Annotated in this window: 20 protein-coding genes; 9 read left to right on the forward strand and 11 right to left on the reverse strand. The window is 61.5% G+C overall.

The annotated features are described in order from the left end of the window. The first annotated feature begins 28 nt into the window (after positions 1–28). The 4 genes from EPZ47_RS09125 (at position 29) to EPZ47_RS09140 (ending at position 2925) form a co-directional block, all read left to right on the forward strand. Positions 29–274 carry a hypothetical protein gene (locus EPZ47_RS09125; RefSeq protein WP_014337331.1) on the forward strand — a complete coding sequence of 82 codons (246 nt, stop codon included), beginning with the start codon at positions 29–31 and terminating at the stop codon, positions 272–274. A 2-nt stretch (positions 275–276) separates the two neighbouring features. Then, positions 277–1101, forward strand: a complete 825-nt coding sequence (locus EPZ47_RS09130; protein ID WP_003199523.1) for a mechanosensitive ion channel family protein — start codon at positions 277–279, stop codon at positions 1099–1101. Between the two features lie 91 nt (positions 1102–1192). Further along, complete coding sequence (gene sigX / locus EPZ47_RS09135; protein WP_025212681.1) at positions 1193–1783, forward strand: RNA polymerase sigma factor SigX; 591 nt, start codon at positions 1193–1195, stop codon at positions 1781–1783. 107 nt (positions 1784–1890) lie between these two features. Further along, positions 1891–2925, forward strand: a complete 1035-nt coding sequence (locus EPZ47_RS09140) for an OmpA family protein (RefSeq protein ID WP_135844477.1) — start codon at positions 1891–1893, stop codon at positions 2923–2925. Between the two features lie 216 nt (positions 2926–3141). On the opposite strand, the gene cobA is transcribed toward EPZ47_RS09140, so the two are convergent. The 8 genes from cobA to EPZ47_RS09185 form a co-directional block, all read right to left on the reverse strand. Further along, complete coding sequence (gene cobA / locus EPZ47_RS09145) at positions 3142–3897, reverse strand: uroporphyrinogen-III C-methyltransferase (protein WP_135844478.1); 756 nt, start codon at positions 3895–3897, stop codon at positions 3142–3144. Between the two features lie 10 nt (positions 3898–3907). After that, the gene (locus EPZ47_RS09150; RefSeq protein WP_178084243.1) at positions 3908–6622 is read right to left on the reverse strand and encodes a nitrate reductase; all 2715 of its coding nucleotides are present in this window, start codon (positions 6620–6622) and stop codon (positions 3908–3910) included. Beyond that, a complete protein-coding gene (nirD, locus tag EPZ47_RS09155) occupies positions 6622–6939 on the reverse strand; it encodes a nitrite reductase small subunit NirD (RefSeq protein WP_025212685.1) in 318 nt (105 codons plus the stop codon). The genes EPZ47_RS09150 and nirD overlap by 1 nt, the downstream gene beginning before the upstream one ends. Continuing rightward, entirely contained in the window at positions 6936–9389 is a 2454-nt protein-coding gene (gene nirB, locus EPZ47_RS09160) for a nitrite reductase large subunit NirB (RefSeq protein ID WP_135844480.1), read from the reverse strand. Before nirB ends, nirD begins: the two co-directional genes overlap by 4 nt. 328 nt (positions 9390–9717) lie before the next feature. Then, complete coding sequence (locus EPZ47_RS09170; protein ID WP_135844481.1) at positions 9718–11388, reverse strand: bifunctional protein-serine/threonine kinase/phosphatase; 1671 nt, start codon at positions 11386–11388, stop codon at positions 9718–9720. 9 nt (positions 11389–11397) lie between these two features. Then, positions 11398–12609 (reverse strand): nitrate/nitrite transporter, encoded by a 1212-nt coding sequence (locus EPZ47_RS09175; RefSeq protein ID WP_014337339.1) that lies wholly within the window; start codon positions 12607–12609, stop codon positions 11398–11400. A gap of 334 nt (positions 12610–12943) precedes the next feature. Next, positions 12944–13519 carry an ANTAR domain-containing response regulator gene (locus EPZ47_RS09180; RefSeq protein ID WP_025212689.1) on the reverse strand — a complete coding sequence of 192 codons (576 nt, stop codon included), beginning with the start codon at positions 13517–13519 and terminating at the stop codon, positions 12944–12946. A 14-nt stretch (positions 13520–13533) separates the two neighbouring features. Continuing rightward, positions 13534–14745, reverse strand: a complete 1212-nt coding sequence (locus tag EPZ47_RS09185) for a CmpA/NrtA family ABC transporter substrate-binding protein (protein ID WP_135844482.1) — start codon at positions 14743–14745, stop codon at positions 13534–13536. A gap of 287 nt (positions 14746–15032) precedes the next feature. Between EPZ47_RS09185 and EPZ47_RS09190 the strand changes: the two genes are divergently transcribed. Next, on the forward strand, positions 15033–16052 hold the full coding sequence (locus tag EPZ47_RS09190; protein WP_135844483.1) for a quinone-dependent dihydroorotate dehydrogenase: 1020 nt from the start codon (positions 15033–15035) through the stop codon (positions 16050–16052). Between the two features lie 223 nt (positions 16053–16275). Here EPZ47_RS09190 and rmf read toward each other — a convergent pair whose 3' ends face one another. After that, a complete protein-coding gene (gene rmf, locus EPZ47_RS09195) occupies positions 16276–16491 on the reverse strand; it encodes a ribosome modulation factor (protein WP_003223300.1) in 216 nt (71 codons plus the stop codon). Positions 16492–17022: 531 nt separating this feature from the next. Here rmf and rlmKL point away from each other — a divergent pair. Next, complete coding sequence (rlmKL, locus tag EPZ47_RS09200) at positions 17023–19293, forward strand: bifunctional 23S rRNA (guanine(2069)-N(7))-methyltransferase RlmK/23S rRNA (guanine(2445)-N(2))-methyltransferase RlmL (RefSeq protein ID WP_135844484.1); 2271 nt, start codon at positions 17023–17025, stop codon at positions 19291–19293. A gap of 144 nt (positions 19294–19437) precedes the next feature. Beyond that, positions 19438–21822, forward strand: coding sequence for a sensor domain-containing diguanylate cyclase (locus EPZ47_RS09205; protein ID WP_135844485.1), 2385 nt, complete (start codon positions 19438–19440; stop codon positions 21820–21822). Between the two features lie 87 nt (positions 21823–21909). Here EPZ47_RS09205 and dacB read toward each other — a convergent pair whose 3' ends face one another. Continuing rightward, the gene (gene dacB, locus EPZ47_RS09210; protein ID WP_135844486.1) at positions 21910–23376 is read right to left on the reverse strand and encodes a D-alanyl-D-alanine carboxypeptidase/D-alanyl-D-alanine endopeptidase; all 1467 of its coding nucleotides are present in this window, start codon (positions 23374–23376) and stop codon (positions 21910–21912) included. A gap of 234 nt (positions 23377–23610) precedes the next feature. Between dacB and EPZ47_RS09215 the strand changes: the two genes are divergently transcribed. Beyond that, a complete protein-coding gene (locus EPZ47_RS09215; protein ID WP_025212695.1) occupies positions 23611–23955 on the forward strand; it encodes a YggL family protein in 345 nt (114 codons plus the stop codon). Between the two features lie 161 nt (positions 23956–24116). Here the strand turns inward: EPZ47_RS09215 and EPZ47_RS09220 are convergent, their stop codons facing one another. Next, positions 24117–25307 (reverse strand): benzoate/H(+) symporter BenE family transporter, encoded by a 1191-nt coding sequence (locus tag EPZ47_RS09220; protein WP_135844487.1) that lies wholly within the window; start codon positions 25305–25307, stop codon positions 24117–24119. 242 nt (positions 25308–25549) lie between these two features. Here EPZ47_RS09220 and EPZ47_RS09225 point away from each other — a divergent pair, with 242 nt between their 5' ends. Next, positions 25550–26314: a GntR family transcriptional regulator gene (locus EPZ47_RS09225; protein ID WP_003183531.1), complete on the forward strand. Its 765-nt coding sequence runs from the start codon at positions 25550–25552 to the stop codon at positions 26312–26314. Positions 26315–26391: the final 77 nt, after the last annotated feature.

The raw sequence follows: 26391 nt of genomic DNA on the forward strand, positions 1-26391 counted from the left end.
TCTTTCACAGACATCACGAGAGGTGCGTATGCACGATCCGTTTGAACAGTCTTTGCGCGACATGCTCAAGGCTTCGCCGTCCAGCCGGGACGATGATGCTTGCCTGGGGCGTGTACTGAAAACCGCCAACCGCCAGGTCGGCGCCGGCGATCTGTTCAGCCTGCTGGGCCGCTGGTTGCCCGCGCTGATGATTGCCTTGAATAACGGCTCGGCCCACGTCTCGCCGGTCTCCCGTCGTAAACCTGTTACTCGCACCGCTGATAAGGCTGATTGAATATGGAACTTGATCTCTGGACCCAGAGCCTCGTCACGGCAATGACTGCGTTGTGGACCAAGGTGGCTAACTTCATTCCCAACCTTTTCGGCGCGCTGGTCGTGCTGCTGCTGGGTTTTGTCGTGGCCAAGCTGCTGGACACGCTGCTGTCCAAGTTGCTCGCCAAACTGGGTCTCGACCGCCTGATGGGGGGCACCGGCCTGACCAAACTGTTGTCCCGGGGTGGCATCCAGGTGCCGATCTCGACCCTGGTCGGCAAGATCGTCTATTGGTTCGTGCTGCTTATTTTCCTGGTTTCTGCGGCTGAGTCCCTTGGCCTTGAGCGAGTTTCAGCTACGCTCGATATGCTTGCGCTGTATTTGCCGAAGGTTTTTGGTGCTGCGCTGGTGTTGCTGGTCGGCGTCTTGCTGGCGCAACTGGCCAACGGGCTGGTGCGCGGTGCGGCCGAAGGCGTGGGGTTGGACTATGCGGCGGGCGTGGGGCGAATCGCCCAGGGCCTGGTGATCATCATCAGTATTTCGGTCGCGATCAGCCAGTTGGAGGTCAAGACTGACCTGCTCAACCACGTCATCGTGATCGTATTGATTACCGTTGGTCTGGCGGTTGCGCTGGCAATGGGCTTGGGAAGCCGGGAAATCGCCGGGCAGATTCTTGCGGGAATTTATGTGCGTGAATTGTATGAGGTTGGGCAACAAGTGCGTGTTGGCGAGGTCGAAGGCCAGATCGAAGAGATCGGCACGGTGAAGACTACATTGCTGACCGAGGAGGGCGAACTGGTGTCGCTCTCCAATCGGATCCTGCTGGAACAGCATGTGAGTAGCCGCTAACCCGGCAAACCCTGCTAATGTATGCCGCCGCAAAATGCCCGATATCGCAGGCTGCGGCGCACATTGACCTAGACTGTCGGCCCGACTTGTTTTGAACAAACCCCAATCGCTATCTACGCGCTACGACCCCCGTGATCTCTCCGATGAGGAGTTGGTTGCGCGCGCGCATACGGAGCTGTTTCACGTAACACGCGCGTACGAAGAGTTGATGCGCCGTTACCAAAGAACATTATTTAACGTTTGTGCACGATATCTCGGGAACGATCGCGATGCTGATGATGTCTGTCAGGAGGTGATGTTGAAGGTGCTGTATGGCCTGAAGAACTTCGAGGGGAAATCGAAGTTCAAGACTTGGCTCTACAGCATCACGTACAACGAATGCATCACCCAGTACCGCAAGGAACGGCGAAAGCGTCGCTTGATGGACGCCTTGAGCCTGGATCCTCTCGAGGAAGCGTCTGAAGAAAAGGCGCCCAAACCCGAGGAGAAGGGTGGACTCGATCGCTGGCTGGTTTATGTAAACCCGATCGACCGGGAAATTCTGGTGCTACGATTTGTCGCAGAGCTAGAGTTCCAGGAGATCGCAGACATCATGCACATGGGTTTGAGCGCGACAAAAATGCGTTACAAGCGCGCTCTTGACAAATTGCGTGAGAAATTTGCGGGTATTGCTGAAACTTAGTTCGGCGCAAATATCTCTTACGTGTAGGCAAGTTCTGATAGACTTGCCGCCGAGTTGTCCCCCGGTTTGCGGGACTGCTTCACAATCACCAGATGGGGATTTAACGGATGAAACTGAAAAACACCTTGGGCTTTGCCATTGGTTCTTTGATTGCTGCCACTTCGTTCGGCGCTCTGGCACAAGGCCAAGGCGCAGTTGAAATCGAAGGCTTCGCCAAGAAAGAAATGTTCGACAGCGCTCGGGACTTCAAGAACAACGGCAACCTGTTCGGCGGTTCGGTTGGTTACTTCCTGACCGACGACGTAGAACTGCGTCTGGCCTACGACGAAGTGCACAACGCACGTTCCGAAGACGGTCGTAACATCAAGGGCTCCAACACCGCTCTGGATGCTCTGTACCACTTCAACAACCCGGGCGACATGCTGCGTCCGTACGTTTCGGCTGGTTTCTCCGATCAGAGCATCGGCCAGAACGGCAAAAGTGGTCGTAACGGTTCCACCTTCGCCAACGTTGGCGGCGGTGCCAAGCTGTACTTCACCGACAACTTCTACGCCCGTGCCGGCGTTGAAGCTCAGTACAACATCGACCAGGGCGACACCGAGTGGGCTCCAAGCGTCGGTATCGGTGTGAACTTCGGTGGCGGCTCCAAGCCCGCTGCTGCTCCAGTTCCAGCTCCGGCTGAAGTCTGCTCCGACAGCGACAACGATGGCGTGTGCGACAACGTCGACAAGTGCCCTGACACCCCAGCCAACGTAACCGTTGACGCTGATGGCTGCCCAGCAGTTGCTGAAGTTGTACGTGTTGAGCTGGACGTCAAGTTCGACTTCGACAAGTCGGTCGTCAAGCCTAACAGCTACGGCGATATCAAGAACCTGGCTGACTTCATGAAGCAGTACCCATCCACCACCACTACTGTTGAAGGTCACACTGACTCCGTCGGTCCTGACGCTTACAACCAGAAACTGTCTGAGCGTCGTGCAACCGCCGTTAAGAACGTTCTGACCAACCAGTACGGTGTTGAATCGTCCCGCGTTCAGTCTGTTGGCTACGGCGAATCCCGCCCAGTTGCTGACAACGCCACTGAAGCTGGTCGTGCAGTTAACCGTCGCGTAGAAGCGCAGGTTGAAGCTCAAGGTAAGTAATTACCCCGCAGCTTTAGAAAAGCCCGGCTTAGGCCGGGCTTTTCTTTGTCTGGGATTTATGGAGGTGAGGGGAGCGTTGCCGCAAAACAGTTGGTTAAACACAAAACCTGTGGGAGCGAGCTTGCTCGCGATAGCGGTGTGTCAGCCAGTATTGATGCTGCTGACCCGACGCTATCGCGAGCAAGCTCGCTCCCACATTAGGTTGGATGTTGTTTGTTACAACGCCGAAGCCTGGACCCACGCCGGCTGCGACCCCGCACGTTCGGCAGCGCCTGCCACCGCACCAATGACCAGAATCGCCGGGCTCTTGAGTTGAAATGCGCCTGCATCGGCCTCCATCGAGGCCAGGTCGCTGCGGCAGTCACGCTGATGGGGCAGGGAAGCGTTTTCGATCATAGCCACCGGCGTGTTCGCCGCCAGGCCGCCGGCCAGCAGTTGTTCGCGGATTTCGCTGAGCTTCGCCACGCCCATGTACACCACCAGCGTTGTGCCGCTTTGGGCCAAGGCTTGCCAGTTCAAGCTGCTACCGTCCTGGGTGTGGGCTGTCACCAGCGTCACACCACGGGCAATCCCGCGCAGGGTCAGTGGAATATCGCACTGGGTAGCCCCTGCAAGCCCGGCGGTGATGCCATTGACCAGCTCCACCTCGACACCATGCTCGCGCAGCCACTGCGCCTCTTCACCGCCGCGGCCGAAGATGCACGGGTCGCCGCCCTTGAGACGCACCACGCATTTGCCCTGGCGGGCATAACGCAGCATCAGGCGATGGATGAAGGCCTGGGGTGTAGAGCGGCATCCGCCGCGCTTGCCCACGGCAATGATGCGCGCAGCGGGGCAATGCTCCAGCACGGCAGCGTTGACCAGGTCGTCGATCAGCACCACGTCGGCCTCGCGCAGGGCGCGCACGGCTTTGAGGGTCAGTAATTCAGGGTCGCCAGGACCCGCACCCACCAGCCAGACTTTTGCGTTCATAGTGTTTTCCTCACGAGATAGCCGCCAGTGGTTGCGCGGTGGCAACCAGCAAGCGCTTGATTTCCGGTACGCAGGAGCCGCACTGCGTGCCACAGCCCAATTCCTGTTTCAGTCCCTGCAAGTCCAAGCCACGTTCAATGCCCGCGCAGATCGCGCGCTGGCTGACGTTCATGCAGTTGCACAGCGTTTTGCTGCCGCCAAGCGCAGCGCCAACGTTGCCCGGCGGCGCGCTCAAAGGCGCCAGCAACCAACGGCGCAATTGCTCATCGGCACGACCTTCCAGCCATAGGTTTTGCAACCAATGCCGGGCCAGTGTTTCGCCAGCCAGGCGAATGGCGGTGATACGACCGTTTTCGATCCGCACCCGTTTGCCGATGGCGCGACGCGGATCGTCATAAGCCAGCACCGGCCCGTCGATCAGCCCCAATTGCTCGTCGATCGCCTGAAGCAGTTGCGCCTCGGGCGCGATGGCGCCGGCAGCGCGAATCAGCAACGCCGGGCGCTCACGGCCGGTCAGACTCAGGCTGACGTAGGAAAATGCCTCACACAGCGGTCGCAAGGCCTCCAGATGTTGTTGAACATCGCCCTCGATCAAGGCAAACAGCTGCCAGGGCAGGTTCACCGGTTCCAGGCGTACGCCGCTGTGCTTGAGTTCCGGTTGTTTCGACAGGGGGTCGAAGGCCGGTTGAGTCAGGGTATTGACCCCGCCCTTGAGGAACCGGTCGCCCCAGTGCATAGGCAGGAATGCCTGGCCGGGGCGAATGCTTTCGTCACTGTCCACGGCCACGATCACCGCGCCACGACGGCTTTTGAGGCTGACCAGGTCGCCCGCTTGCAGGCGGTGGCGAAGCAATTCGTCGGGATGCAGGCTCAGTACCGCTTCGTTCACATGACCAAACAACTGTGCGGCGGTACCGGTACGGCTCATGCCGTGCCATTGGTCGCGCAAGCGACCGGTGTTCAAGGTCAACGGGTAGCGCGCGTCACGCAGCTCTTTGGCGGGGCGATACGGTTCGGCCAAAAAGCGGGCACGGCCGCTGTCGGTAGGGAAAATGCCGTCTACGTACAGGCGCGCCGTTCCAACCGTAGCGCCCTCCGGGAAGGGCCATTGCTGAGGACCGAGCTGATCGATCAGCGCATGGCTGATGCCGGACAAGTCCAGGTCGCGGCCACGGGTCAGCTGTTTGTATTCATCGAACAGTTGGGCCGGGTTATCAAAGGCGAACAGGCTGGGCTGGCCCGGCCGCAGACGTTTCTCCAGGCGCTGTGCGAAATCCACGGTAATCGCCCAGTCCGCTCGTGCTTCACCTGGTGCGTTAATTGCCCGGCGGACGTGGGAAATACGCCGCTCGGAGTTGGTCACCGAACCTTCTTTCTCGCCCCAACTGGCCGCGGGTAGCAGCAGGTCGGCAAATGCGGCGGTCTCGGTGGTCCGGAAGGCTTCCTGCAACACCACAAACGGGCAGGCTTGCAGCGCTTCACGTACCGCCGTCTGGTCTGGCATCGATTGGGCCGGGTTGGTGCAAGCGATCCACAAGGCCTTGATCTTGCCGCTGCGAACCTGCTCGAACAGCTCGATGGCGCTCAAACCGGTGGTGGCGGGCAACTGCTCGACGCCCCAGTAGCGGGCGATTTCGGCGCGATGCTCCGGGTTGGCGGCTTCACGATGGCCCGGCAGCAGGTTCGACAGGCTGCCGGTTTCCCGCCCGCCCATGGCATTGGGTTGGCCGGTCAGCGAGAACGGGCCAGCACCCGGACGACCGATTTGCCCGGTGGCCAAGTGCAGGTTGATCAACGCGCTGTTCTTGGCGCTGCCGGCGGTGGACTGGTTCAAGCCCATGCACCACAGCGACAGGAAACTCGGCGAGGTGCCGACCCATTCGGCGCACTGGTGCAGTTGTTCGACGCTGATGCCGCACAACTGGGCGACCATCGCCGGGGTGTAGTCGCGCACCAGGTTCTTCAGGTCCGCCAGGCCTTCTGTGTGGGCCTTGATGAAGTCGCGGTCGACCCAGTCTTCCCACAACAACAGGTGCAAAATCCCATGGAACAGGGCGACATCGGTGCCCGGCAGGATCGCCAGGTGCAGGTCCGCCAGGTCGCAGGTGTCGGTGCGCCGGGGGTCGATGACGATGATTTTCATCTGCGGCCGGCGGGATTTGGCTTCTTCGAGGCGGCGAAACAGGATCGGATGAGCGTAGGCCATGTTACTGCCGACGATCATCACGCAGTCGCTCAGTTCGAGGTCTTCATAGCTGCAGGGTGGGGCATCGGCGCCGAGGCTGCGCTTATAGCCCACCACGGCGGAGGACATGCACAGGCGCGAATTACTGTCGATGTTGTTGGTGCCCACCAGCGCCCGGGCGAGTTTGTTGAAGGCGTAGTAGTCCTCGGTCAGCAGTTGACCGGAGATGTAGAACGCCACGCTGTCGGGGCCGTGCTCGGCGATGGTCTCGGCGAAGACACTGGCGGCGTGATCCAGGGCGCTGTCCCAGTCGCTGCGGGCCCGGGCCAGGCCCTTGCCCAGGCGCAATTCCGGGTAAAGAGCGCGTGCGGCGAGGTCACCGGTCAGGTGCAGTGTCGAGCCCTTGCTGCACAGTTTGCCAAAGTTGGCCGGATGGGCGGGATCGCCACTGACGCCGAGGATGCGCTCGTCGTCATGCTCGATCAAAACGCCGCAACCGACCCCGCAATAACAGCAAGTCGAAGCAGTGGTCTGGCTCATCAGCTTGCGTCCCGCAACGCCAGCATCACCCGGCCGTTCTCGACCCGTGCCGAGTGATGGTGGGCGCAGCCGACATCCGGGGCCTGGGCCTGGCCGCTTTCCAGGTCGATCTGCCAGTTGTGCAGCGGGCAGGCCACACGCTTGCCGTAGACCAACCCTTGGGACAAAGGACCGCCCTTATGCGGGCAACGGTCATCGAGGGCGAACACTTCATCGTCGCTGGTGCGGAAAATCGCGATATCGCCTTTGGGGCCATTGATGATGCGCGAACCGAGGATATTGATCTCTTCCAGGGCGCAGATATCCAGCCAGTTCATGCCGGCACCTCCAGGTTTTTCACGGGGATGACTTCAAACTCTTTTTTCAGCTGGGGCTGTTCCAGACGCTGTTTCCACGGGTCTTGTTCCAGTGACAGGGAAAACTTCAGGCGCTCGTGGAGGGCCTGGCGCCGCGCCGGGTCTTCGAGCACGGCTTTCTTGATGTGCTCCATGCCGACCCGCTGCATGTAATGCACGGTGCGCTCAAGGTAGAAGGCTTCTTCGCGGTACAACTGCAGGAAGGCGCCGTTGTATTCACGCACTTCTTCGGCGGTCTTGAGTTTGACGAAGAACTCGGCCACCTCGGTCTTGATCCCGCCGTTGCCGCCGATGTACATCTCCCAGCCGGAATCGACGCCGATAATGCCGACGTCCTTGATGCCCGCCTCCGAGCAGTTGCGCGGGCAACCGGAGACGGCCAGCTTCACCTTGTGCGGCGACCACATGTTGAACAGGTCATGTTCCAGCTCGATGCCCAGTTGGGTGGAGTTCTGCGTGCCGAAGCGGCAGAACTCGCTGCCCACGCAGGTCTTCACGGTGCGGATGGACTTGCCGTAGGCGTGGCCGGACGGCATGTCGAGGTCTTTCCAGACGCCCGGCAGGTCCTGCTTTTTGATTCCGAGCAAATCGATGCGCTGTCCGCCAGTGACCTTGACCATGGGCACGTTGTATTTGTCGGCCACGTCGGCGATGCGCCGCAGTTCTGACGGATTGGTCACGCCACCCCACATCCGTGGGACGACCGAGTAGGTGCCGTCTTTCTGGATGTTGGCGTGGGCGCGTTCGTTGATCAGGCGCGATTGTGGGTCGTCCTGGGCTTCGCCCGGCCAGGTGGAAATCAGGTAGTAGTTCAACGCCGGGCGGCAGGTGGCGCAGCCGTTCGGGGTGCGCCAGTTCAGGTAGCTCATGGTTCCGGCGATGGTCAGCAGGTGCTGGTCGCGGATCGCCTGGCGGATCTGGCCGTGGTTGAGGTCGCTGCAACCGCAGATGGCTTTTTCGCTTTTCGGCTTGACGTCCGCCGCACCGCCCACGGTGTTGATCAGGATCTGTTCGACCAATCCGGCGCAGGAACCACAGGAGCTGGCTGCCTTGGTGTGTTTTTTCACGTCGTCGACGCTGAACAGCCCGTGCTCCTGGATCGCCTTGACGATGGTGCCTTTGCACACGCCGTTGCAGCCGCAGACTTCGGCGGTGTCGGCCATGCTCATGGCTTTGTCCTGGCCCTGGTGTCCTACGTCGCCCAAGGCGTTTTCACCGAACATCAGGTGGTCGCGGATCTCGCTGATGGTGTGGTTCTCACGGATCTGGCGGAAATACCAGCCACCGTCTGCCGTATCGCCGTACAGGCAGGCACCGACCAGCACGTCGTCCTTGATCACCAGTTTTTTGTAGACGCCGCCGATCGGGTCGGAAAGGGTGATGGTCTCGGTGCCTTCGCCGCCCATGAAGTCCCCGGCGGAGAACAGGTCGATGCCGGTGACTTTGAGCTTGGTCGAGGTGACCGAGCCCTTGTAAGTGGCGAAGCCCAGTTGTGCGAGGTGGTTGGCGCAGACCTTGGCCTGTTCGAACAGCGGGGCCACCAGGCCATAGGCGGTGCCGCGGTGGCTGGCGCATTCACCGATGGCATAGATGCGCGGGTCGTAGGTTTGCAGGGTGTCATTGACCAGGATCCCGCGGTTGCAAGGGATGCCGGATTTCTCCGCCAGTTCGGTGTTGGGGCGAATGCCGGCGGCCATCACCACCAGGTCGGCGGGGATGATGTCACCGTTCTTGAACTGGACCGAGCCGACCCGGCCGTTGCCGGCGTCGTACAGGGCCTGGGTCTGCTCGCAGAGGCGGAATTTCAGGCCACGGTTTTCCAGGGCGGTTTGCAGCAGTTGGCCGCTGGTCTTGTCCAGTTGCCGTTCCAGCAACCATTCGCCCAGGTGCACCACGGTCACGTCCATGCCCCGCAACTTCAGGCCATTGGCGGCTTCCAGGCCGAGCAGGCCGCCGCCGATCACCACCGCATGCTTGTGGGTCTTGGCGGTGTTGATCATGGCCTGGGTGTCGGCGATGTCGCGGTAGCCGATCACGCCTTCCAGGGTGTTGCCGGGGATCGGTAGGATAAAGGGTGTGGAGCCGGTGGCGATCAGCAGGCGGTCGTATTCGGCCTCGCTGCCGTCTTCGGCGATGACCCGGCGCTTGACCCGGTCGATCTCCACCACTTTGCGGTTGAGCAGCAGCTTGATGTTGTTGTCCAGGTACCAGCTCAGGTCGTTGAGCACGATCTCTTCGAACGTCTGCTCACCGGCAAGCACCGGCGAGAGCAGGATGCGGTTGTAGTTGGTGTGGGGCTCGGCACCGAACACCGTGATGTCGTACAGCTCGTTACTCAGTTTGAGCAGTTCTTCGAGGGTTCGAACCCCGGCCATGCCGTTGCCGATCATTACCAGTTTGAGTTTTTTCATCAGGGTTCTCCGCAAGTACAGGCCCGTTTCATCACGGTGATCGGGCTGGCTCGGCAATTTTTTCGAAAACAAAAAAAGGCGTCCCGCTAGTTGCCTAGCGAGGACGCCTTTGTCCTGGTCCCGTTCTCTCGGGAAGCACCGCCTTCATCGTTGGAGGCGTTGCTTTATGTATGGTGAGAGAGGTTATGCAGTGGTTGTGCCAAGTGGCTTGAGGGCGTGGATTTATTGGGGGAACGGCTGATTGCACGAATGGGGGAGGGATTTATTGCACCGAATCAAAGCGTGTTGCCCGGTAATGGAGCGTGGAGGCGAGGGGCGCGACTGGATTTCAGCCATGAAATACCAAAAACAGCAGCACAATATTCACCACCAAAGACACCAGCGCCAACGTCCGCCAGACCTTCAGTGGTTCTCTTTCCAGCAGCGGCCGGGGCCTTACGCCCAAGCTGCGGCGTTCGCCCTGTTCCAGCAGCAACAGCCATTCCTCGGCGGTTTCAAAACGCTGCTGCGGATCGGCCGCGACGGCGCGTTCCAGGCTTTGTCCGAGCCATTCGGCCAGGTCTGGCCGATAGCGACTGGCATTGACCGGCACGCCAAAGCGCGGGCGCTGGAACGCCTCGATTTCGCCGTAGGGATAATGCCCGGTCAGCAGGAAATACAAGGTCACGCCGAGGGCATACAAATCCTGTTGCGCGGTCGGCGCAGCGCCACCAAAGGCTTCCGGTGCGATATAGCTAGGCGTGCCGGGCAGCATGTTAGCCTGATCTTCGGACAAGCCCGGGCAGTACGCCAGCCCGAAGTCCAGCAAGCGCAATTCCCCATCGTCTCCCAGGTGCAGGTTTTCCGGCTTGATGTCGCGGTGGTAGATCTGCCTTCGATGCAACAGGCCCACCGCCCGCACCAGCCGCTGCGCCAGGTCCAGCCATTGGGCCAGAGGGAGCGGCCCGCCCTGGTTGAACAGCTCGGCCAGGGTCATGCCCGAATATTCGCGCATCACGTAGTACAAATGCTGACGCTGGGGAACGCCATGGACCTCGGGAAACTGCCGCCCTGCGACCCGTTTGAGAAACCACTCTTCCGACAGCAATGCCTGTCCGGCCCGGGTGTCGTCCCGTAGCTGCCCGGGCAAGGTTTTCAGCAGCCATGGCTGGCCCTGCCCATCGTGTACCCGGTAGAGCAACGATTGCTGGCTCTGGCCGAGCAGACTTTCGATCTGCCAGCCCTCGAACACCTGACCCGGTTTCAGTGCCGGGGGAAGGGGCCATTGCTGCAATTGGATCAGCGCATCGCCGATGCTTGCCTCGCCCAGCGCATCGACACGTACCAGCAGAGCGCTGGCGTTGTCCTGGCTACCGGCCAGGTGCGCGGCGTTGACCAGTGTCTGCGCCGCGAGGTCCAGGTTCGGTTGGTCGCGAAGGATGCCGGCGATGGCCGTGTCCCCGAGGACCGCCCAGACGCCGTCGCTGAGCAGCACGAAGGTTTCGTCGGTGCGCAGTTCACCGTCGAGAAAGTCGAGGATCAGATGTTGATCCAGCCCCAGGGCACGCTTGAGCACATGTTGCATGCCCTGTTGCTCCCAGACGTGATCTTCGCTGACCCGCTGCAGATGATCGGCGTGCCAGCGGTAGACCCGGCAATCGCCGACATGCGCGAGGGTGAAGCGCCGGCCTCGCAGCACCAGGGCACTGACGGTGGTGAGCAGGGGTTGCCCGCCACCGTTGGCCTGCAGCCAGCGATTTTGTGCGAGTAACAGCCGGTCCAGCGCCTGGGCCACGCCCCAGGTTTGCGGCGTGGAGTAATAGTCCAGGGCCAGCGCCTGCAAGGTCGAACGGGCGGCCAGCCCGCCATCGGCGCATTGGCTCACGCCGTCAGCGATGGCGAACAGGTAACCCTTGCTGGCAGCCAGGGCCGGGGCCGGGGTGACCAGGCGCAGGGCGTCCTGGTTTTCTTCCCGCGGGCCAATGGCACTGGCTTCGGCGAAACTCAGTTGCAGGCTCATGGTTGCACGTCATACCCGAGCTGCGGTGACGGCGGCCGAACCCCAAGTGGTTCTCCAGCGACGTTTCACGCCGTACAGGCCGAACCAGGCCAGGACACCGAGGCTGGCGAACAACCACAGTGCCAGTTGATAGCTGCCGGTGCTCTGTTTGATCGCACCCATGCCCGCCGCCAGGGCGAAACCACCGATGCCACCGGCCATGCCGATCAGTCCGGTCATCACGCCGATTTCGCGACGGAAGCGTTGTGGCACCAGCTGGAATACCGCGCCGTTGCCCGCACCCAAACCGAGCATGGTGCAGACGAACAGGGCCAGGGCCGCGTAGGAACTCGGCAGGTTGAAGCCCACCGCCGCGATGCAGACCGCCGCAACGGTGTACATGCCGAGCAAGGTGCGGATGCCACCGAAACGATCCGCCAGGGCGCCACCCAACGGACGCATCAGGCTGCCACCGAAGACGCAGGCGGCGGTGTAGTAGCCGGCGGTGACCGGACTCAGGCCGTATTGGTCGTTGAAGTAGCCGGGCAGGGCGCTGGCCAGGCCGATGAAACCACCGAAGGTCACGCTGTAGAAGAACATGAACCACCAGCTGTCACGGTCGCCGAGGGCCTTGAGGTAGTCGGCCATGGATTTGGCTTTCGGCCGCTCGGGAGCGTTCTTGGCCAGCCAGGCAAAGAGCACCAGGGTCAGCACCAGCGGGATCAGCGCGAAGCCGAAGACGTTGCTCCAGCCGAATGCCACTGCCATCACCGGGGCGATCAACGCCGCCAGTACGGTGCCCGAGTTGCCAGCGCCGGCAATACCCATGGCCTTGCCCTGGTGCTGTGGCGGATACCACTGGGACGCCAGCGGCAAGGCCACGGCAAACGAAGCACCGGCCACACCCAGGAACAGGCCCAGCAGCAGCGCCTGTTCATAGCTGTGGATGCCCAGTTTCCAGGCGCAGAACAGCGCGCCGATCACAATCACCTGGCCCACCATGCCGGCGGTTTTCGGTGAGATGCGATCAGCCAGCAGGCCCATGAACAAACGCAGTACCGCACCGGCCAGGATTGGCGTCGCCACCATCAGGCCGCGTTGCTGGGTGGTCAGGTGCAGGTCGGCAGAGATCTGCACCGCCAGTGGACCGAGCAGGTACCAGACCATGAAACTCAGGTCGAAGTAGAGGAAGGCCGCGAACAGTGTCGGGGTGTGGCCGGATTTCCAGAAGCTTGAATTCATCGCGCACCTCAGCTGTAAAAGTCTCGAGAAATGAGTCAGTGCTTTGAGCAGTGCGCCGTCTGTGGTCGCACCACCGGCCCCGAGGGGCCAAAACAAAAAAACGCCGCAACCCGGATCGCCAGAGAGGCAAGGAGGGTGTGCGACGTCTTTGTCGTAGGTGGGGCAACCGCCGTTGGTTACCTGTGGGATTACTTAAGCGAGATCTGTGCCAACAGCGGGGATTGGTGTGAGGGCTATTGCGAGCAGGCTCGCTCCCACAATGGATCCTCAGGGGGCACGAACCTGTGGGAGCGAGCCTGCTCGCGGTGGCGCCAGCCCAGTCGCTACAGGGCTTTCAGCCCAGCAACTCATTCATGGCAATGATCTGCTCCGCCACCTGGATCAGCTTCTGCTGGCGGCTCATGGCCTGGCGGCGCATCAGGGTGTAGGCCTGTTCTTCGTTGCATTCTTTCATCTTCATCAGCATGCCCTTGGCCAGTTCGATGCGCTTGCGTTCGGCCAGTTGCTGGTCCCGCGCCAGGAGCTGGGCGCGCAGGGCCTGGTCGCTTTCGAAGCGGGCCATGGCCACGTCGAGGATCGGTTGCAGGCGCGCGGCGTGGATGCCTTCGACGATGTAGGCGCTCACCCCCGACTTGATCGCCTGGCGCATCACATCCGGGTCGTGCTCGTCGGTAAACATGACGATCGGTCGTGGTTGGTCGCGGCTGACCAGCACCACTTGTTCCATCACATCGCGTCCGGGTGACTCGGTATCGATCAGGATCACGTCCGGACGCACCGTTTCGACGCGCGCCGGCAGGTCAATGGTCAAACCGGACTCGTCGATGACTTCGAATCCGGCTTCAATCAGGGCGGCTTTGAGGCGGCCGACTTTTTTCGCCGTGTCGTTGATCAGCAGGATACGCAGCATGGTCGAGGCTCCTGTCAGCGGCTGGCGAGAAGGGGAGCCGCATCGCTCAAGGCGTGCAGTTTGAAGCTACGGGCATACGTGGCCGGGTCCGAGCCGTCCCAGATGATGCCGTCGATCAACTGGCTGCTGCGCACGTCCTGGCGTGGGGCCGCGATGTCCAGCGCCGCGCAGGCTTCACGGTACAGCGTGAGTTGCTGGACTTGCCGGGCCACGGCCAGGTAGTCCGGGTCTTCACGCAGTAGGCCCCAGCGGCGGAACTGGGTCATGAACCACATACCGTCGGACAGGTACGGCAGGTTCACCTCGCCGTTGCCATGGAAGCGCATCGCGTGAGGATCCTGCCAGCTATTGCCCAGGCCGTCGGCATAGATGCCCAGCAGGCGCGGCTCGATGCAGTCCAACGGTGCGTCGAGGTATTCGGGCGCACTCAACAGTTGCGCGGTGCTGCGACGGTTTTCCGTACTTTGTTCGATAAAGCGGCTGGCTTCAAGGATCGCCATCACCAGCGCCCTGGCGGTATTGGGGGACTGCTCGACGAACGCGCGGGTGCAGCCCAACACTTTTTCCGGATGATCGGGCCAGATGGTCTGGGTGGTCGCCAGGGTGAAGCCCAGGTTCTGCTTCACCGCGCTGGCGCACCAGGGTTCACCGACGCAGAAGCCGTCGATACGCCCGGCCTGCAGGTGCGCGATCATTTGCGGCGGCGGCACCACCACGCTGTCGACATCCGACAAGGGATGGATGCCCTGGGCGGCGAGCCAGTAATAAAGCCACATGGCATGGGTGCCGGTGGGGAAGGTCTGGGCGAAGGTCAGTTTCGGGCGAGTTTGGTGCACATGCTGCTCCAGTGCCTCAGGACTGGTCACGCCTTGGGCCTGGAGGCCATGGGACAGGTTGATGCTCTGGCCGTTCTGGTTCAGCCCCATCAGCACCGCCATGTCAGTCGGCGCGACGCCACCGATGCCCAGGTGCACCGCATAAATCAGGCCGTACAGGCTGTGGGCGGCATCGATTTCACCGCTGACCAGCTTGTCCCGCAGGTTGGCCCAGGACGTCTGGCGCTTGAGGTTCAGGGTCAGGCCGTAGGGTTGGGCGAAGCCCTGGGTGGCGGCCACCACCACCGGGGCACAGTCACTCAAGGCCATGAAGCCAAGATTGACCGCGCTCTTTTCCGGGGCATCGCTGCCGTTGACCCAGGCCAGGGGGTTGGCTGGAATTTCATTCATTGAGCATCACCTTCCACAAAAAAGGCGCCGTATCCGGACGGCTGCCAGAGCAGGGCCGGATGACGACGCCGTTGTCCCTTAAAACAGTGTGGCACGCATTCCGCCGTTGGCATGGGCACCGATGAACACAAATGGTGCAAGGCATATGCCAGCCCGGACCTCATCCGCTTTCCTTCAGATTTCAATACGGCGCCAAGCAGGGAGCAGGCAACTATCGGTTGCTCGCTCCCATCCCTTCACCCCGCTATAATCCGCGCCTCATTTCTCCGATCGAGTCAAACCCACCCATGTACACCCTGGCCCGTGAGCTGCTGTTCAAACTTTCCCCGGAAACCTCCCACGATCTGTCTCTGGACCTGATCGGCGCGGGCGGACGTTTGGGCCTCAACGGGTTGCTGTGCAAGGCTCCGGCGAAATTGCCGGTGACGGTCATGGGGCTGGAGTTCCCTAACCCGGTCGGGTTGGCGGCGGGGCTGGACAAGAATGGCGCGGCCATTGATGGGTTCGCCCAGCTGGGTTTCGGTTTCGTGGAAATCGGCACCGTCACCCCACGCCCGCAGCCAGGCAACCCCAAGCCACGGCTTTTCCGCCTGCCGGAGGCGGAGGCGATCATCAACCGCATGGGCTTCAACAACCTGGGCGTCGACCATTTGCTGGCCCGGGTGGCTGCGGCCAAGTACAAGGGCGTGCTGGGCATCAATATCGGCAAGAACTTCGACACCCCGGTGGAGCGCGCCGTCGACGACTACTTGATCTGCCTGGACAAGGTCTACGCCCATGCCAGCTATGTGACGGTCAACGTCAGTTCGCCGAACACTCCGGGCCTGCGCAGCCTGCAATTTGGTGATTCCCTCAAGCAACTGCTGGCAGACCTGGCCCGCCGACGTGCAGAGCTGGCGGTGATTCATGGTCGCCATGTGCCACTGGCCATCAAGATCGCTCCGGACATGACCGACGAAGAAACCGCTCAAGTCGCCCAGGCCCTGATCGAGACCGGCATGGACGCGGTGATTGCCACCAACACGACCTTGGGGCGTGAAGGCGTCGAGGGGCTGGAGCATGGCGATGAGGCGGGCGGCTTGTCGGGTGCTCCGGTGCTCGAGAAGAGCACCCACACCGTGAAGGTGTTGGCCGCCGAGTTGGCGGGGCGCTTGCCGATCATCGCGGCGGGTGGCATCACACAAGGCCGGCATGCCGCCGAGAAAATCACCGCTGGGGCGAGCCTGGTGCAGATTTATTCGGGCTTTATCTATAAAGGACCGGCGTTGATTCGTGAATCAGTGGATGCGATTGCGGCGCTGCGTTGATTGATCTTTTGAAGGCTACGCAGACCCATTGTGGCGAGGGAGCAAGCTCCCTCGCCACAATGGTGTTCACAGTAGAGTTAGTAACCCTGTTCAGAAAACCCAGGCATTAAAAAGGGCTCCTCGAAGGAGCCCCCTGGGCCGAAGCCCGCCGTCCGGATGGGACGCGCGTGGTTAAATCGATGTGAGTATCAAATTGTCGAGTTCTTGAGTGTTGAGCCCTGTGTCAGCCGACGGCGTGAAGTTCGTTGAGTCTATGGATACCCGCAGTGCCGGTCATACCGTCCCAGTTGTCGCCGCGTCCTTCTCGCCAGCCATTGATCCAGGCTTGACGTACTGACGGTAGAGTAAAGGGGCAAAGCTCACGGGATTTACCACCAACGCCATATTGGTAACCGCGTAAAAATGCTCTTTCCAACGGATCACGCTTAAGTCTTCTCATAGGGTGTTGCCCTCACTTGTTGACTGTTGCTTAGCGTCGACCTCTATCGAGGCCGGGGCAGAATCATTCTGCCGTTGGTGGCTCGTTGCCGGCGTGACGAGCCAAGGTGTTGGCGCCGTTGTGGCGTCAACCTGTGTTGAGTTCTAACCAAAGCGTCACATGGATGGAATGATCGTTTTGTCATAAGCACGTAACAATAAAGACGTTAGGGCGATAAGTAACTTGATGTTCGTTGACCGCTTTTGAGCTAGACCCCTGTATGATCGGCCTCGCGCCGAAGGGCGCGGTCTTTCCTCGAATGAGAATGTCCCCCCGTTGCACTCGGGTACTATTCGACGAAAGGGTCGAGTTTTCACAAATTGTTATACAGAATTTTTTATCTGCCCTCCCATCCAGGCTCTTCTAACCTGAACGGCGAGGGCGGGACGGCACACTTTCGTGCCACGTGGGTGCTCTTGAGAAAAGCACCTGATTGAACCCGGCCCGGCAATGCGTTGCCCGGTCCACTTAGCCAAAGGCGCTGGAAATCCCATGTCCGATCGTTTCGAACTCTTCCTCACTTGCCCCAAGGGCCTCGAAGGCCTGCTCATCGAGGAAGCCGTCGGGCTTGGCCTTGAAGAGGCGCGCGAGCACACTTCGGCCGTGCGCGGCATGGCCGACATGGAAACGGCTTATCGCCTGTGCCTCTGGTCGCGCCTGGCCAACCGCGTGTTGCTGGTGCTCAAGCGTTTCCCGATGAAGGACGCCGAAGACCTGTACCACGGCGTGCTGGACGTCGACTGGCAAGACCACATGCTCGCCGATGGAACCTTGGCGGTGGAGTTCAGCGGCCACGGCTCGGGCATCGACAACACCCACTTTGGCGCCCTGAAGGTCAAGGACGCCATCGTCGACAAACTGCGCACCCCGACGGGCGAGCGACCGTCCATCGACAAACTCAACCCGGACCTGCGCATTCACCTGCGCCTGGACCGCGGCGAAGCGATCCTCTCCCTGGACCTCTCCGGCCACAGCCTGCACCAGCGCGGCTATCGCCTGCAGCAAGGCGCCGCGCCGCTGAAGGAAAACCTCGCTGCCGCCATCCTGATCCGCGCCGGCTGGCCGCGCATTGCCGCTGAAGGCGGGGCGCTGGCCGACCCGATGTGCGGCGTGGGCACGTTCCTGGTGGAAGCCGGGATGATCGCTGCCGACATGGCGCCGAACCTGCGTCGCCAGCAGTGGGGCTTCACCGCCTGGCTCGGCCACGTGCCGGCGCTGTGGAAGAAGCTCCACGAAGAGGCCTCCGAGCGTGCCGCCGCCGGGCTGGCCAAGCCACCGTTGTGGATTCGCGGCTATGAAGCCGATCCACGGTTGATCCAGCCAGGCCGCAACAACGTTGAGCGTGCGGGCCTGAGCGAGTGGATCAAGATCTATCAAGGCGAAGTCGCCACCTTCGAGCCGCGTCCGGATCAGAACCAGAAGGGCCTGGTGATCTGCAACCCGCCGTACGGCGAGCGTCTGGGCGACGAAGCCAGCCTGCTTTACCTCTACCAGAATCTGGGCGAGCGCTTGCGCCAGGCTTGCTTGAACTGGGAGGCGGCGGTGTTCACCGGCGCGCCGGACCTGGGCAAGCGCATGGGCATTCGCAGCCACAAGCAGTATTCGTTCTGGAACGGCGCCTTGCCGTGCAAGCTCTTGCTGATCAAGGTGCTGCCGGATCAGTTCGTCACCGGCGAACGTCGCACCCCGGAACAGCGTCAGGCCGAGCGTGAGCAGGCAGCGTACGATCAGACGCCGGAGGTGCCGCAAGAGCGCCAGTACAACAAGAACGGCAACCCGATCAAGCCAACCCCGGCTCCGGCCCCTGTGGTCGAGCAGGCCCGTTTGAGCGAGGGCGGGCAGATGTTCGCCAATCGCCTGCAAAAAAACCTCAAGTTGCTGAGTAAATGGGCCAAGCGTGAAGGCGTGGACTGCTATCGGGTCTACGACGCTGACATGCCGGAATACTCCATGGCCATCGACCTGTATCACGATTGGGTGCACGTTCAGGAATACGTCGCGCCAAAATCCATCGACCCGGAAAAAGCCTCGGCCCGGTTGTTCGATGCCCTGGCGGCGATTCCACAGGCGCTGAATGTCGACAAGAGCCGCGTGGTGATCAAGCGTCGCGAGCGCCAGAGCGGCACCAAGCAGTACGAGCGCCAGAGCGCCCAGGGCAAGTTCACCGAGGTCAACGAAGGCGGCGTGAAGCTGCTGGTCAACCTCACCGACTACCTGGACACCGGACTGTTTCTCGATCACCGGCCGATGCGCCTGCGGATCCAGAAAGAGGCGGCCGGCAAGCGCTTCCTCAACCTGTTCTGCTACACCGCGACCGCCAGCGTCCACGCTGCCAAGGGCGGTGCGCGCAGTACCACCAGCGTCGACCTGTCGAAAACCTATCTGGACTGGGCACGGCGCAACCTGTCGCTCAATGGCTTTTCGGATAAGAACCGCCTGGAACAGGGTGACGTGATCGCCTGGCTCGAAGCCAGTCGGGACGAGTACGACCTGATCTTCATCGACCCGCCGACGTTCTCCAATTCCAAGCGTATGGAAGGGGTGTTCGACGTGCAGCGCGACCACGTCCAGTTGCTGGACCTGGCCATGGCCCGTCTGGCGCCGGGCGGCGTACTGTATTTTTCCAACAACTTCCGTAAGTTCCAGCTCGAGGACAACCTTGGCGAGCGATACGCCGTGGAAGAGATCACCGCCAAGACCATTGATCCGGATTTTGCGCGCAACAGTAAGATCCACCGTGCCTGGAAGATCATGGCCCGTTGATCCTATCGCTGATTGGATCCACGAAGCCTTGTAAATCAAGGCTTCTGGGCCCTTTTTGGGACTGGCTAAAGTGATGGCTAATAGCTATAACTTAGGCTGTGTCCAGGGCTGCGCCTACGCCTGGCTCCTTTCTGAGTTGTATTTATGGCATTGCATCAGGTACGCCCCAGAATCCTGGGCTTTATCAGCGAAGATGTGTCGGCCTGGCTGGTGGCTTCGCTGGTCTTGCTGGCCGGTACCTGCCTGACCGGCTTGCTGACCTGGTCGATGATGGAGCTGTTCAAGCAGCAACTGCGTCAGCGCTTCGAGCTGCAAGCCGAGGAACGTTTCAGCCGCCTCGAGGAACGCTTCCAGGGTCAGGAGCAACGCCTCGATAGCCTCAGGCGTTTCTTCGCCAATTCCGATGGGGTTTCCTACGCCGAATTCCGCGGTTACACCGAAGCTTTGTTGCCGCGCACCCGAGCCTTCGCCTGGGCGCCAAGGGTGCTTGGGGGCGAACGGCAGTCGTTCGAGCAGCAGGCACGGGCCGAGGGGGCAGACAACTTTACGATCCGTGAGGTGGATAACACCGGTGACCTGCGCCAGGCCCCCGAGCGGGACGAATACGCGCCGGTGCTCTACCTCCAGAGCCAGGCTTCCTACGGGTCACCGTTGGGGTTGGACCTGCTTTCTGACCCGCTGCGCCGGGCGGCGCTCGAGCGGGCCCGCCAGCGTGGCGGGTTGGTGGTCTCGCAGCCATTGGACCTGATGGGCGTCGACCCGAACTTGGCCCGTGGGGTTTTGCTGGTCGCGCCGGTCACCAGGGCGTCGGCCAAGGAGCCGTTCGGTTATGTGGTGGCGGCCATCAGCATGCGTCAGCTGGTGGGCGATGGCCTGCCGGAGTCCGGGCAAGACAACCTTTCGATGCGGGTCCTGGACCTGTCCACTGAGGACCGGGAGGAAGTGCTGTTCGAGTCTCTCGACCCATCGGTTGACAGCAGTTTGTCGGCGATCCGCTTGTTACGCCTGGCAGATCATGACTTTCGGGTGGAGTTGCGGCCCAGCGGGGCCTTCCTGGCAACCAACCATTCCACGGTGGAGAGCCTGGTGGTGCTGGGCGGTTTGCTCAGCCTGTTGCTCAGCGCCTTGCTCTATGTGTTGGTCAGCCAGCGCCAACGGGCCCTGAAATTGGTGGAACAGCGGACCCAGGAACTGCGCGCACGCGAGCAAGAGTTGCGGGGCACCCATGGGCAGTTGCGCGGAGTGCTGGATGCCGCGACCCAGGTTGCGATCATCGCCACGGACCTGCGCGGTGTCATCACTACATTCAATGCCGGTGCCGAACAGATGCTTGGCTATGCCAGCAGCGCCGTCCTGCAGAGCATGACCCTGGAAAGCTTGCACGTTCCGCGTGAACTCCAGGCCCGGGCCGCACAGCTTGGCGCACGCTACGGCAAACCGATTCCAACGTGTCACGCGATGTTGGTCGAGGGCGGTGAGCAGGGTGGCCAACAGGCCCGGGAATGGACGCTGGTGCGCCGCGATGGCAGCCATCTGACCGTGAATATGCTCGCCACCCCGATGCTCGATGACCAAGGGCTGTGGGTCGGCCATCTGGCGATCTGCATCGATATCACCGAGCGCAAGCGCGTCCACGAGGCCCTGGCCGCCCGGGACCTGTTACTGAAAAAACTCAGCGCCCACGTTCCTGGCGGCATCTACCAATTCAAGATGGATTTCAACGGTCGTTTCAGCGTGATCTACGCCAGTGACGGCATTCGCGACATCTATGAGCTGGAGCCTGATGTGTTGGTGCAGCACGCCGAAGCGGTTTTCTCGCGTATTCATCCCTTGGACGGCACACGGGTCCGCGCTTCGATTCGTGCTTCGGCGGCGACGTTGAGCCCCTGGCGCGAAGAGTACCGAGTGCAACTCCCGGTGCGTGGCCTGCGCTGGGTGCGTGGTGAGGCCACACCCGAGGAGCTACCCGGTGGCGGGGTGCTGTGGCATGGCTATATCTCGGATATTTCCGATCTCAAGCGCGTGGAGGAGGAGCTGCGGGCCCTGTCCGTGACCGACGCCCTGACCGGCATTCGCAACCGGCGCTATTTCCAGGAGCGCCTGACCTCGGAAATGGTTCGGGTCGAACGGGGTTCCGGTGAGTTGGCGGTGATCATGCTCGACATCGATCACTTCAAGCGTATCAACGACCAGTACGGCCACGCGGTGGGCGACCGAGTGTTGCAGGCGGTCTGCCAGCGCGTCGCCCAACGGTTGCGCCGTACTGACGTGTTCTGCCGGCTGGGTGGTGAAGAGTTTGTGGTGCTGTGCCCGGACACTGACGGTACCAGCGCCTATGCATTGGCCATTGGGCTGTGGGAAGGCCTGAGGGCCGCGCCGATCGATGGCGTGGGCGTCGTCACCGCCAGTTTTGGTATCGCCAGCTGGCGGATCGGTGAGGGCGCGGATGCGTTGCTGTTGCGGGCCGACTCAGGGGTGTATGCGGCCAAGCAGGCTGGGCGGGATCGGGTGGAGACGCAGTTGGGATAGCTATCTGGATATACGCGGTCAATTGTGGGAGCAGGCTTGCTCCCACACTGTTCTCTGGTGCCGCTGAAGTTGCGGCGAATCAAGGGTTCAGAGCACCGAAGCCGTCTGCGGCAGTTTCGGCTGGCGGTACAGGTCCAGCAGCACCTGGTCCAGCACCGAAGAAGCGCCCCAGGGCTTTGGATCATTGAGGATCGCCACCACCGCCCAGGTATTGCCATTGATGTCACGGCTGAAGCCGGCGATGGCGCGGACAGTATTCAAGGTGCCGGTCTTGACGTGGGCTTCGCCGGCCATGGCAGTGGTCTTGAGGCGTTTGCGCATGGTGCCGTCGGTGCCAGCGATCGGCATCGAACTGATGAACTCCGCCGAGTACGGGCTGCGCCAGGCGGCCTGCAGCATCGCCGCCATTTCCCGGGCGCTGACCCGTTCGGCGCGGGACAGGCCGGAGCCGTTCTCCATCACCAGGTGCGGTGCGGTGATGCCTTTCTTGGCCAGCCATTGGCGCACCACCCGTTGCGCCGCCTTGGCGTCGTCACCGTCGGCTTCGTTGCGAAACTGCGCGCCGAGGCTCAGGAACAGTTGCTGGGCCATGGTGTTGTTACTGTATTTGTTGATGTCGCGAATGATCTCGGCCAGGTCCGGCGAGAACGCCCGGGCCAGCACCTTGGCGCTGCTCGGGGTCGGAGCCAGGCGGTCCTTGCCCTGGATGCTGCCGCCCAGCTCCTTCCAGATCGCCCGCACGGCTCCGGCGGTGTAAGTGGCGTGGTCCAGCAGCGACAGGTAAGTCTGCGAGCTGCAACCGTCACCGAGCTGGCCGCCGACGGTCACGGTCACACTGCCGTCCGCCTGTGGCACCGGGTTGTAGCGCACGCCGCCGGTGCATTGCTTGGAATTGACGGCCTTGACCTGGTTTTCGATGCGAATAGTGGCAATCGGTGGCTCCACCGACACCAGCACCCGACCGCCGTCATTGCGGGCGACGAAGCGCAGGGCCTTGAGGTTCACCAACAGCGAGTCGGGCTTGACCAGGAACGGTTTGTTTTCGTCATTGCCGTCATCGTTGAACTCGGGCAGTTGCGGCTGGATGAAGAAGCTGCGGTCCAGCACCAGATCGCCAGTGATTTGCTGCACGCCGTTGGCCCGAAGGTCACGCATCAACAGCCAGAGTTTTTCCATGTTCAGCTTGGGGTCGCCGCCGCCCTTGAGGTACAGGTTACCGTTGAGAATTCCGCCGCTGAGGGTGCCGTCGGTGTAGAACTCGGTTTTCCACTGGTGATTGGGGCCGAGCATTTCCAGGGCCGCGTAGGTGGTCACCAGTTTCATGGTGGAGGCCGGGTTCACCGAGACGTCGGCGTTGTACAAGGTCGGAGTGCCGGGGCCGTTGAGTGGGATCAGCACCAGGGACAGGGCGTTGTCTTGCAGCTTGCTGTTCTTGAGGGCCTTTTGCACATTGGGCGACAGGGCGGTGTTGATGGTGGCGGCGTTGGTAGTAACCGGCAGGGCCAGGGGAAGAATAAGGCTGGCCAGAAGCAGTGGACGCAAAGATTTGATCATGTGAAATAAAACCCTACGGGCGAGGGGGAAAAAGACGAGGGCATGAAAATGAACGCCCTCAACGGTCATGAAAGTGTCGGCATTATGCCCCAAGGTGCACCGGCTTGTGCCGTGCCTGAGCCCTTGGGGGGGCTATTTTTTACCGACGGTAGGGCGAATGCGCCCGATCAGTCGGGCAATCGACGCACCAAACTGGTAAAGTGCCGGCCGTTATTACTTATGAGGATTGTTCCAATGGCGACTAACCGTTCCCAGCGTCTGCGCAAAAAGCTGTGCGTGGATGAATTTCAAGAGCTGGGTTTCGAACTGAACCTGGATTTCAAAGAAGATCTGGCCGATGAGGCTATTGACGCTTTCCTCGATGCTTTCCTCAAAGAAGCCATGGAAGCCAACGGCCTGGGCTATGTCGGCGGCGACGACTACGGTCTGGTTTGCCTGCAGAAGCGTGGCTCGGTGACCCAAGAGCAGCGTGCAGCCGTTGAAGCCTGGCTCAAGGCGCGTCCTGAGCTGACCAGCGTTGAAGTCAGCCCGCTGATGGACGTCTGGTACCCGGAAAAGCCGATCAATCCGGTCGCTTGATGTTCAAAAACCGGCAGCCCGTTTGGGCGCCGGTTTTTTTGTGCCTGTCATTTACTGGTTGTCTGTCAGGCCGCCTTCGCGAGCAAGCCCACTCCCACAGGAGTTATGTGGGCGACACAGATCTGCTGTGGGAGTGGGCTTGCTCGCGAAGCTTTTAGCCGTCAGGCGCTACGCCAGTTCAGAATCACTAAGGTCAACACCCCGGCCACAATCCCCCAGAACGCCGACCCGATGGAAAACAGCGTCAGTCCCGACGCCGTGACCATGAAGGTGATCAGCGCTGCTTCCCGTTCCTTGGCTTCGCTCATGGCGATGCTCAGGCCATTGATAATCGACCCGAACAGCGCCAGCGCCGCGATGGACAGCACCAACTCCTTGGGCAGCGCCGCGAACAAGGCCGCCAGTGTCGCGCCGAACACCCCGGCAAAGCCGTAGAAAACTCCGCACCAGACCGCCGCCGTGTAACGCTTGTTGCGGTCCTCATGGGCGTGAGGCCCAGTGCAGATGGCTGCGCTGATGGCTGCCAGGTTGATGCCATGGGAGCCGAACGGGGCCAGCAGCAACGAGGCGATGCCGGTGCTGGTGATCAACGGCGAGGCCGGCACGGTGTAACCGTCGGCCCTCAGCACGGCGATGCCCGGCATGTTCTGCGAGGTCATCGCCACCACAAACAGTGGAATGCCGATGCTGATGGTCGCCGCCAGGGAGAAATGCGGAGTGGTCCAGACTGGCGTTGCGACTTCCAGGGCAAAGCCGCTGAAGTCCAGCAGCCCCAACAGGCCGGACAGTGCCGTGCCGATCAGCAGCGCCGCCAGCACGGCGTAGCGCGGCGACAGGCGCTTGACGATCAGATAGCTGAAAAACATCCCCAGCACCAGGCCGGTGCGATGTTGTGCGGCGACGAAGATCTCGCTGCCGATCTTGAACAGGATCCCTGCCAGCAATGCCGCCGCCAGTGATGCCGGAATGCGTTTGACCAGGCGTTCGAAACTGCCGGTCAAGCCGCAGATCGTCACCAGCGCCGCGCAGGTGATATAGGCGCCGATGGCCTCGCCATAACTGACACCGCCAAGGCTGGTGATCAGCAATGCCGCGCCGGGAGTCGACCAGGCGATGGTGATTGGCGTGCGATAACGCAGCGACAGCCCGATGGAGCACACCGCCATGCCGATGGAAATTGCCCAGATCCACGAGGAAATCTGTCCACTGGTCAGCCCGGCTGCCTGGCCAGCCTGGAACATCAGCACCAGGGAACTGGTGTAGCCGGTCATCATCGCGATGAACCCGGCGACAATCGCCGAGGGCGAGGTGTCGGCCAGTGGGCGAAGTGGAGTGGTCGTGACTTCGGTCATGGTGTGCGATGGTCCTTGTTGTAGATTGACGGGCTTGGAGGAGCCACAGGTTGCGGGTTTAAGCCTAAACTCAACCCAGGAGCCGATTGCAATACAGCCATGCCTGCAAACAGCCGTACAGTCGTGTTGCCATCAGAGGTTGTGTACAATCGGGCTGTTTTTTACGCGATACTTGCCAGCGATCCGCTGTGCCGTATTACAGTCACGGTCAATTCGCCGCAGTTCTCCCGACTCGAGTGCCCATGAACGAACAGTTGCAGCCCCTCAAGAAACAACCGCGAGCAGGTAAAGCCGGCCGCAGCGGAACCCAGGACGATATTGTCTATGCGCATATCTTTGAGGCCATCCTCGAACAGCGCCTGGCGCCCGGTACAAAATTGAGCGAAGAGGCGCTGGGGGAGATTTTCGGGGTCAGCCGCACCATCATCCGCCGGGCGCTGTCACGCCTGGCCCACGAAGGGGTGGTGTTGTTGCGGCCCAATCGCGGTGCCGTGGTAGCGAGCCCGAGTGTCGAAGAGGCCCGCCAGGTGTTCATGGCCCGGCGTCTGGTGGAGCGGGCGATCACCGAGTTGGCGGTGCAGCACGCCACCGCTGAGCAGTTGGCCGAACTGCGGCAGATGGTCAGCGACGAGCGCGACAGTTTCTCCCGTGGCGACCGTGGCGCCGGCATCCGCCTGTCGGGCGAGTTTCACCTCAAGCTGGCCGAAGCGGCGAAGAACGCCCCGCTGATCAGCTTCCAGCGCAGCCTCGTGTCGCAGACTTCGTTGATCATCGCCCAATACGAAAGCGGCAACCGCTCCCACTGTTCCTACGATGAACATACCCAGTTGATCGACGCCATCGAGGCCCGCGACGCCACGCTGGCCGTGGACCTGATGATGCATCACATGGACCACATCGACAGCAAACTCAACCTCGACGAGGAAAGTGCGTCGGATGATTTGCATGCGGTGTTTTCGCATTTGTTGCAGAGCAAGAAACCGGGACGGTCGACGGCCAAGCTTTGATGGGTTGAGCCAGTCATACCGAGTCGCGCCCTTCGCGAGCAAGCCTGCTCCCACATTGAAATGCATTCCAAATGTGG

It is taken from the genome of Pseudomonas viciae (assembly GCF_004786035.1).
Classification (GTDB): Bacteria; Pseudomonadota; Gammaproteobacteria; order Pseudomonadales; family Pseudomonadaceae; genus Aquipseudomonas; species Aquipseudomonas viciae.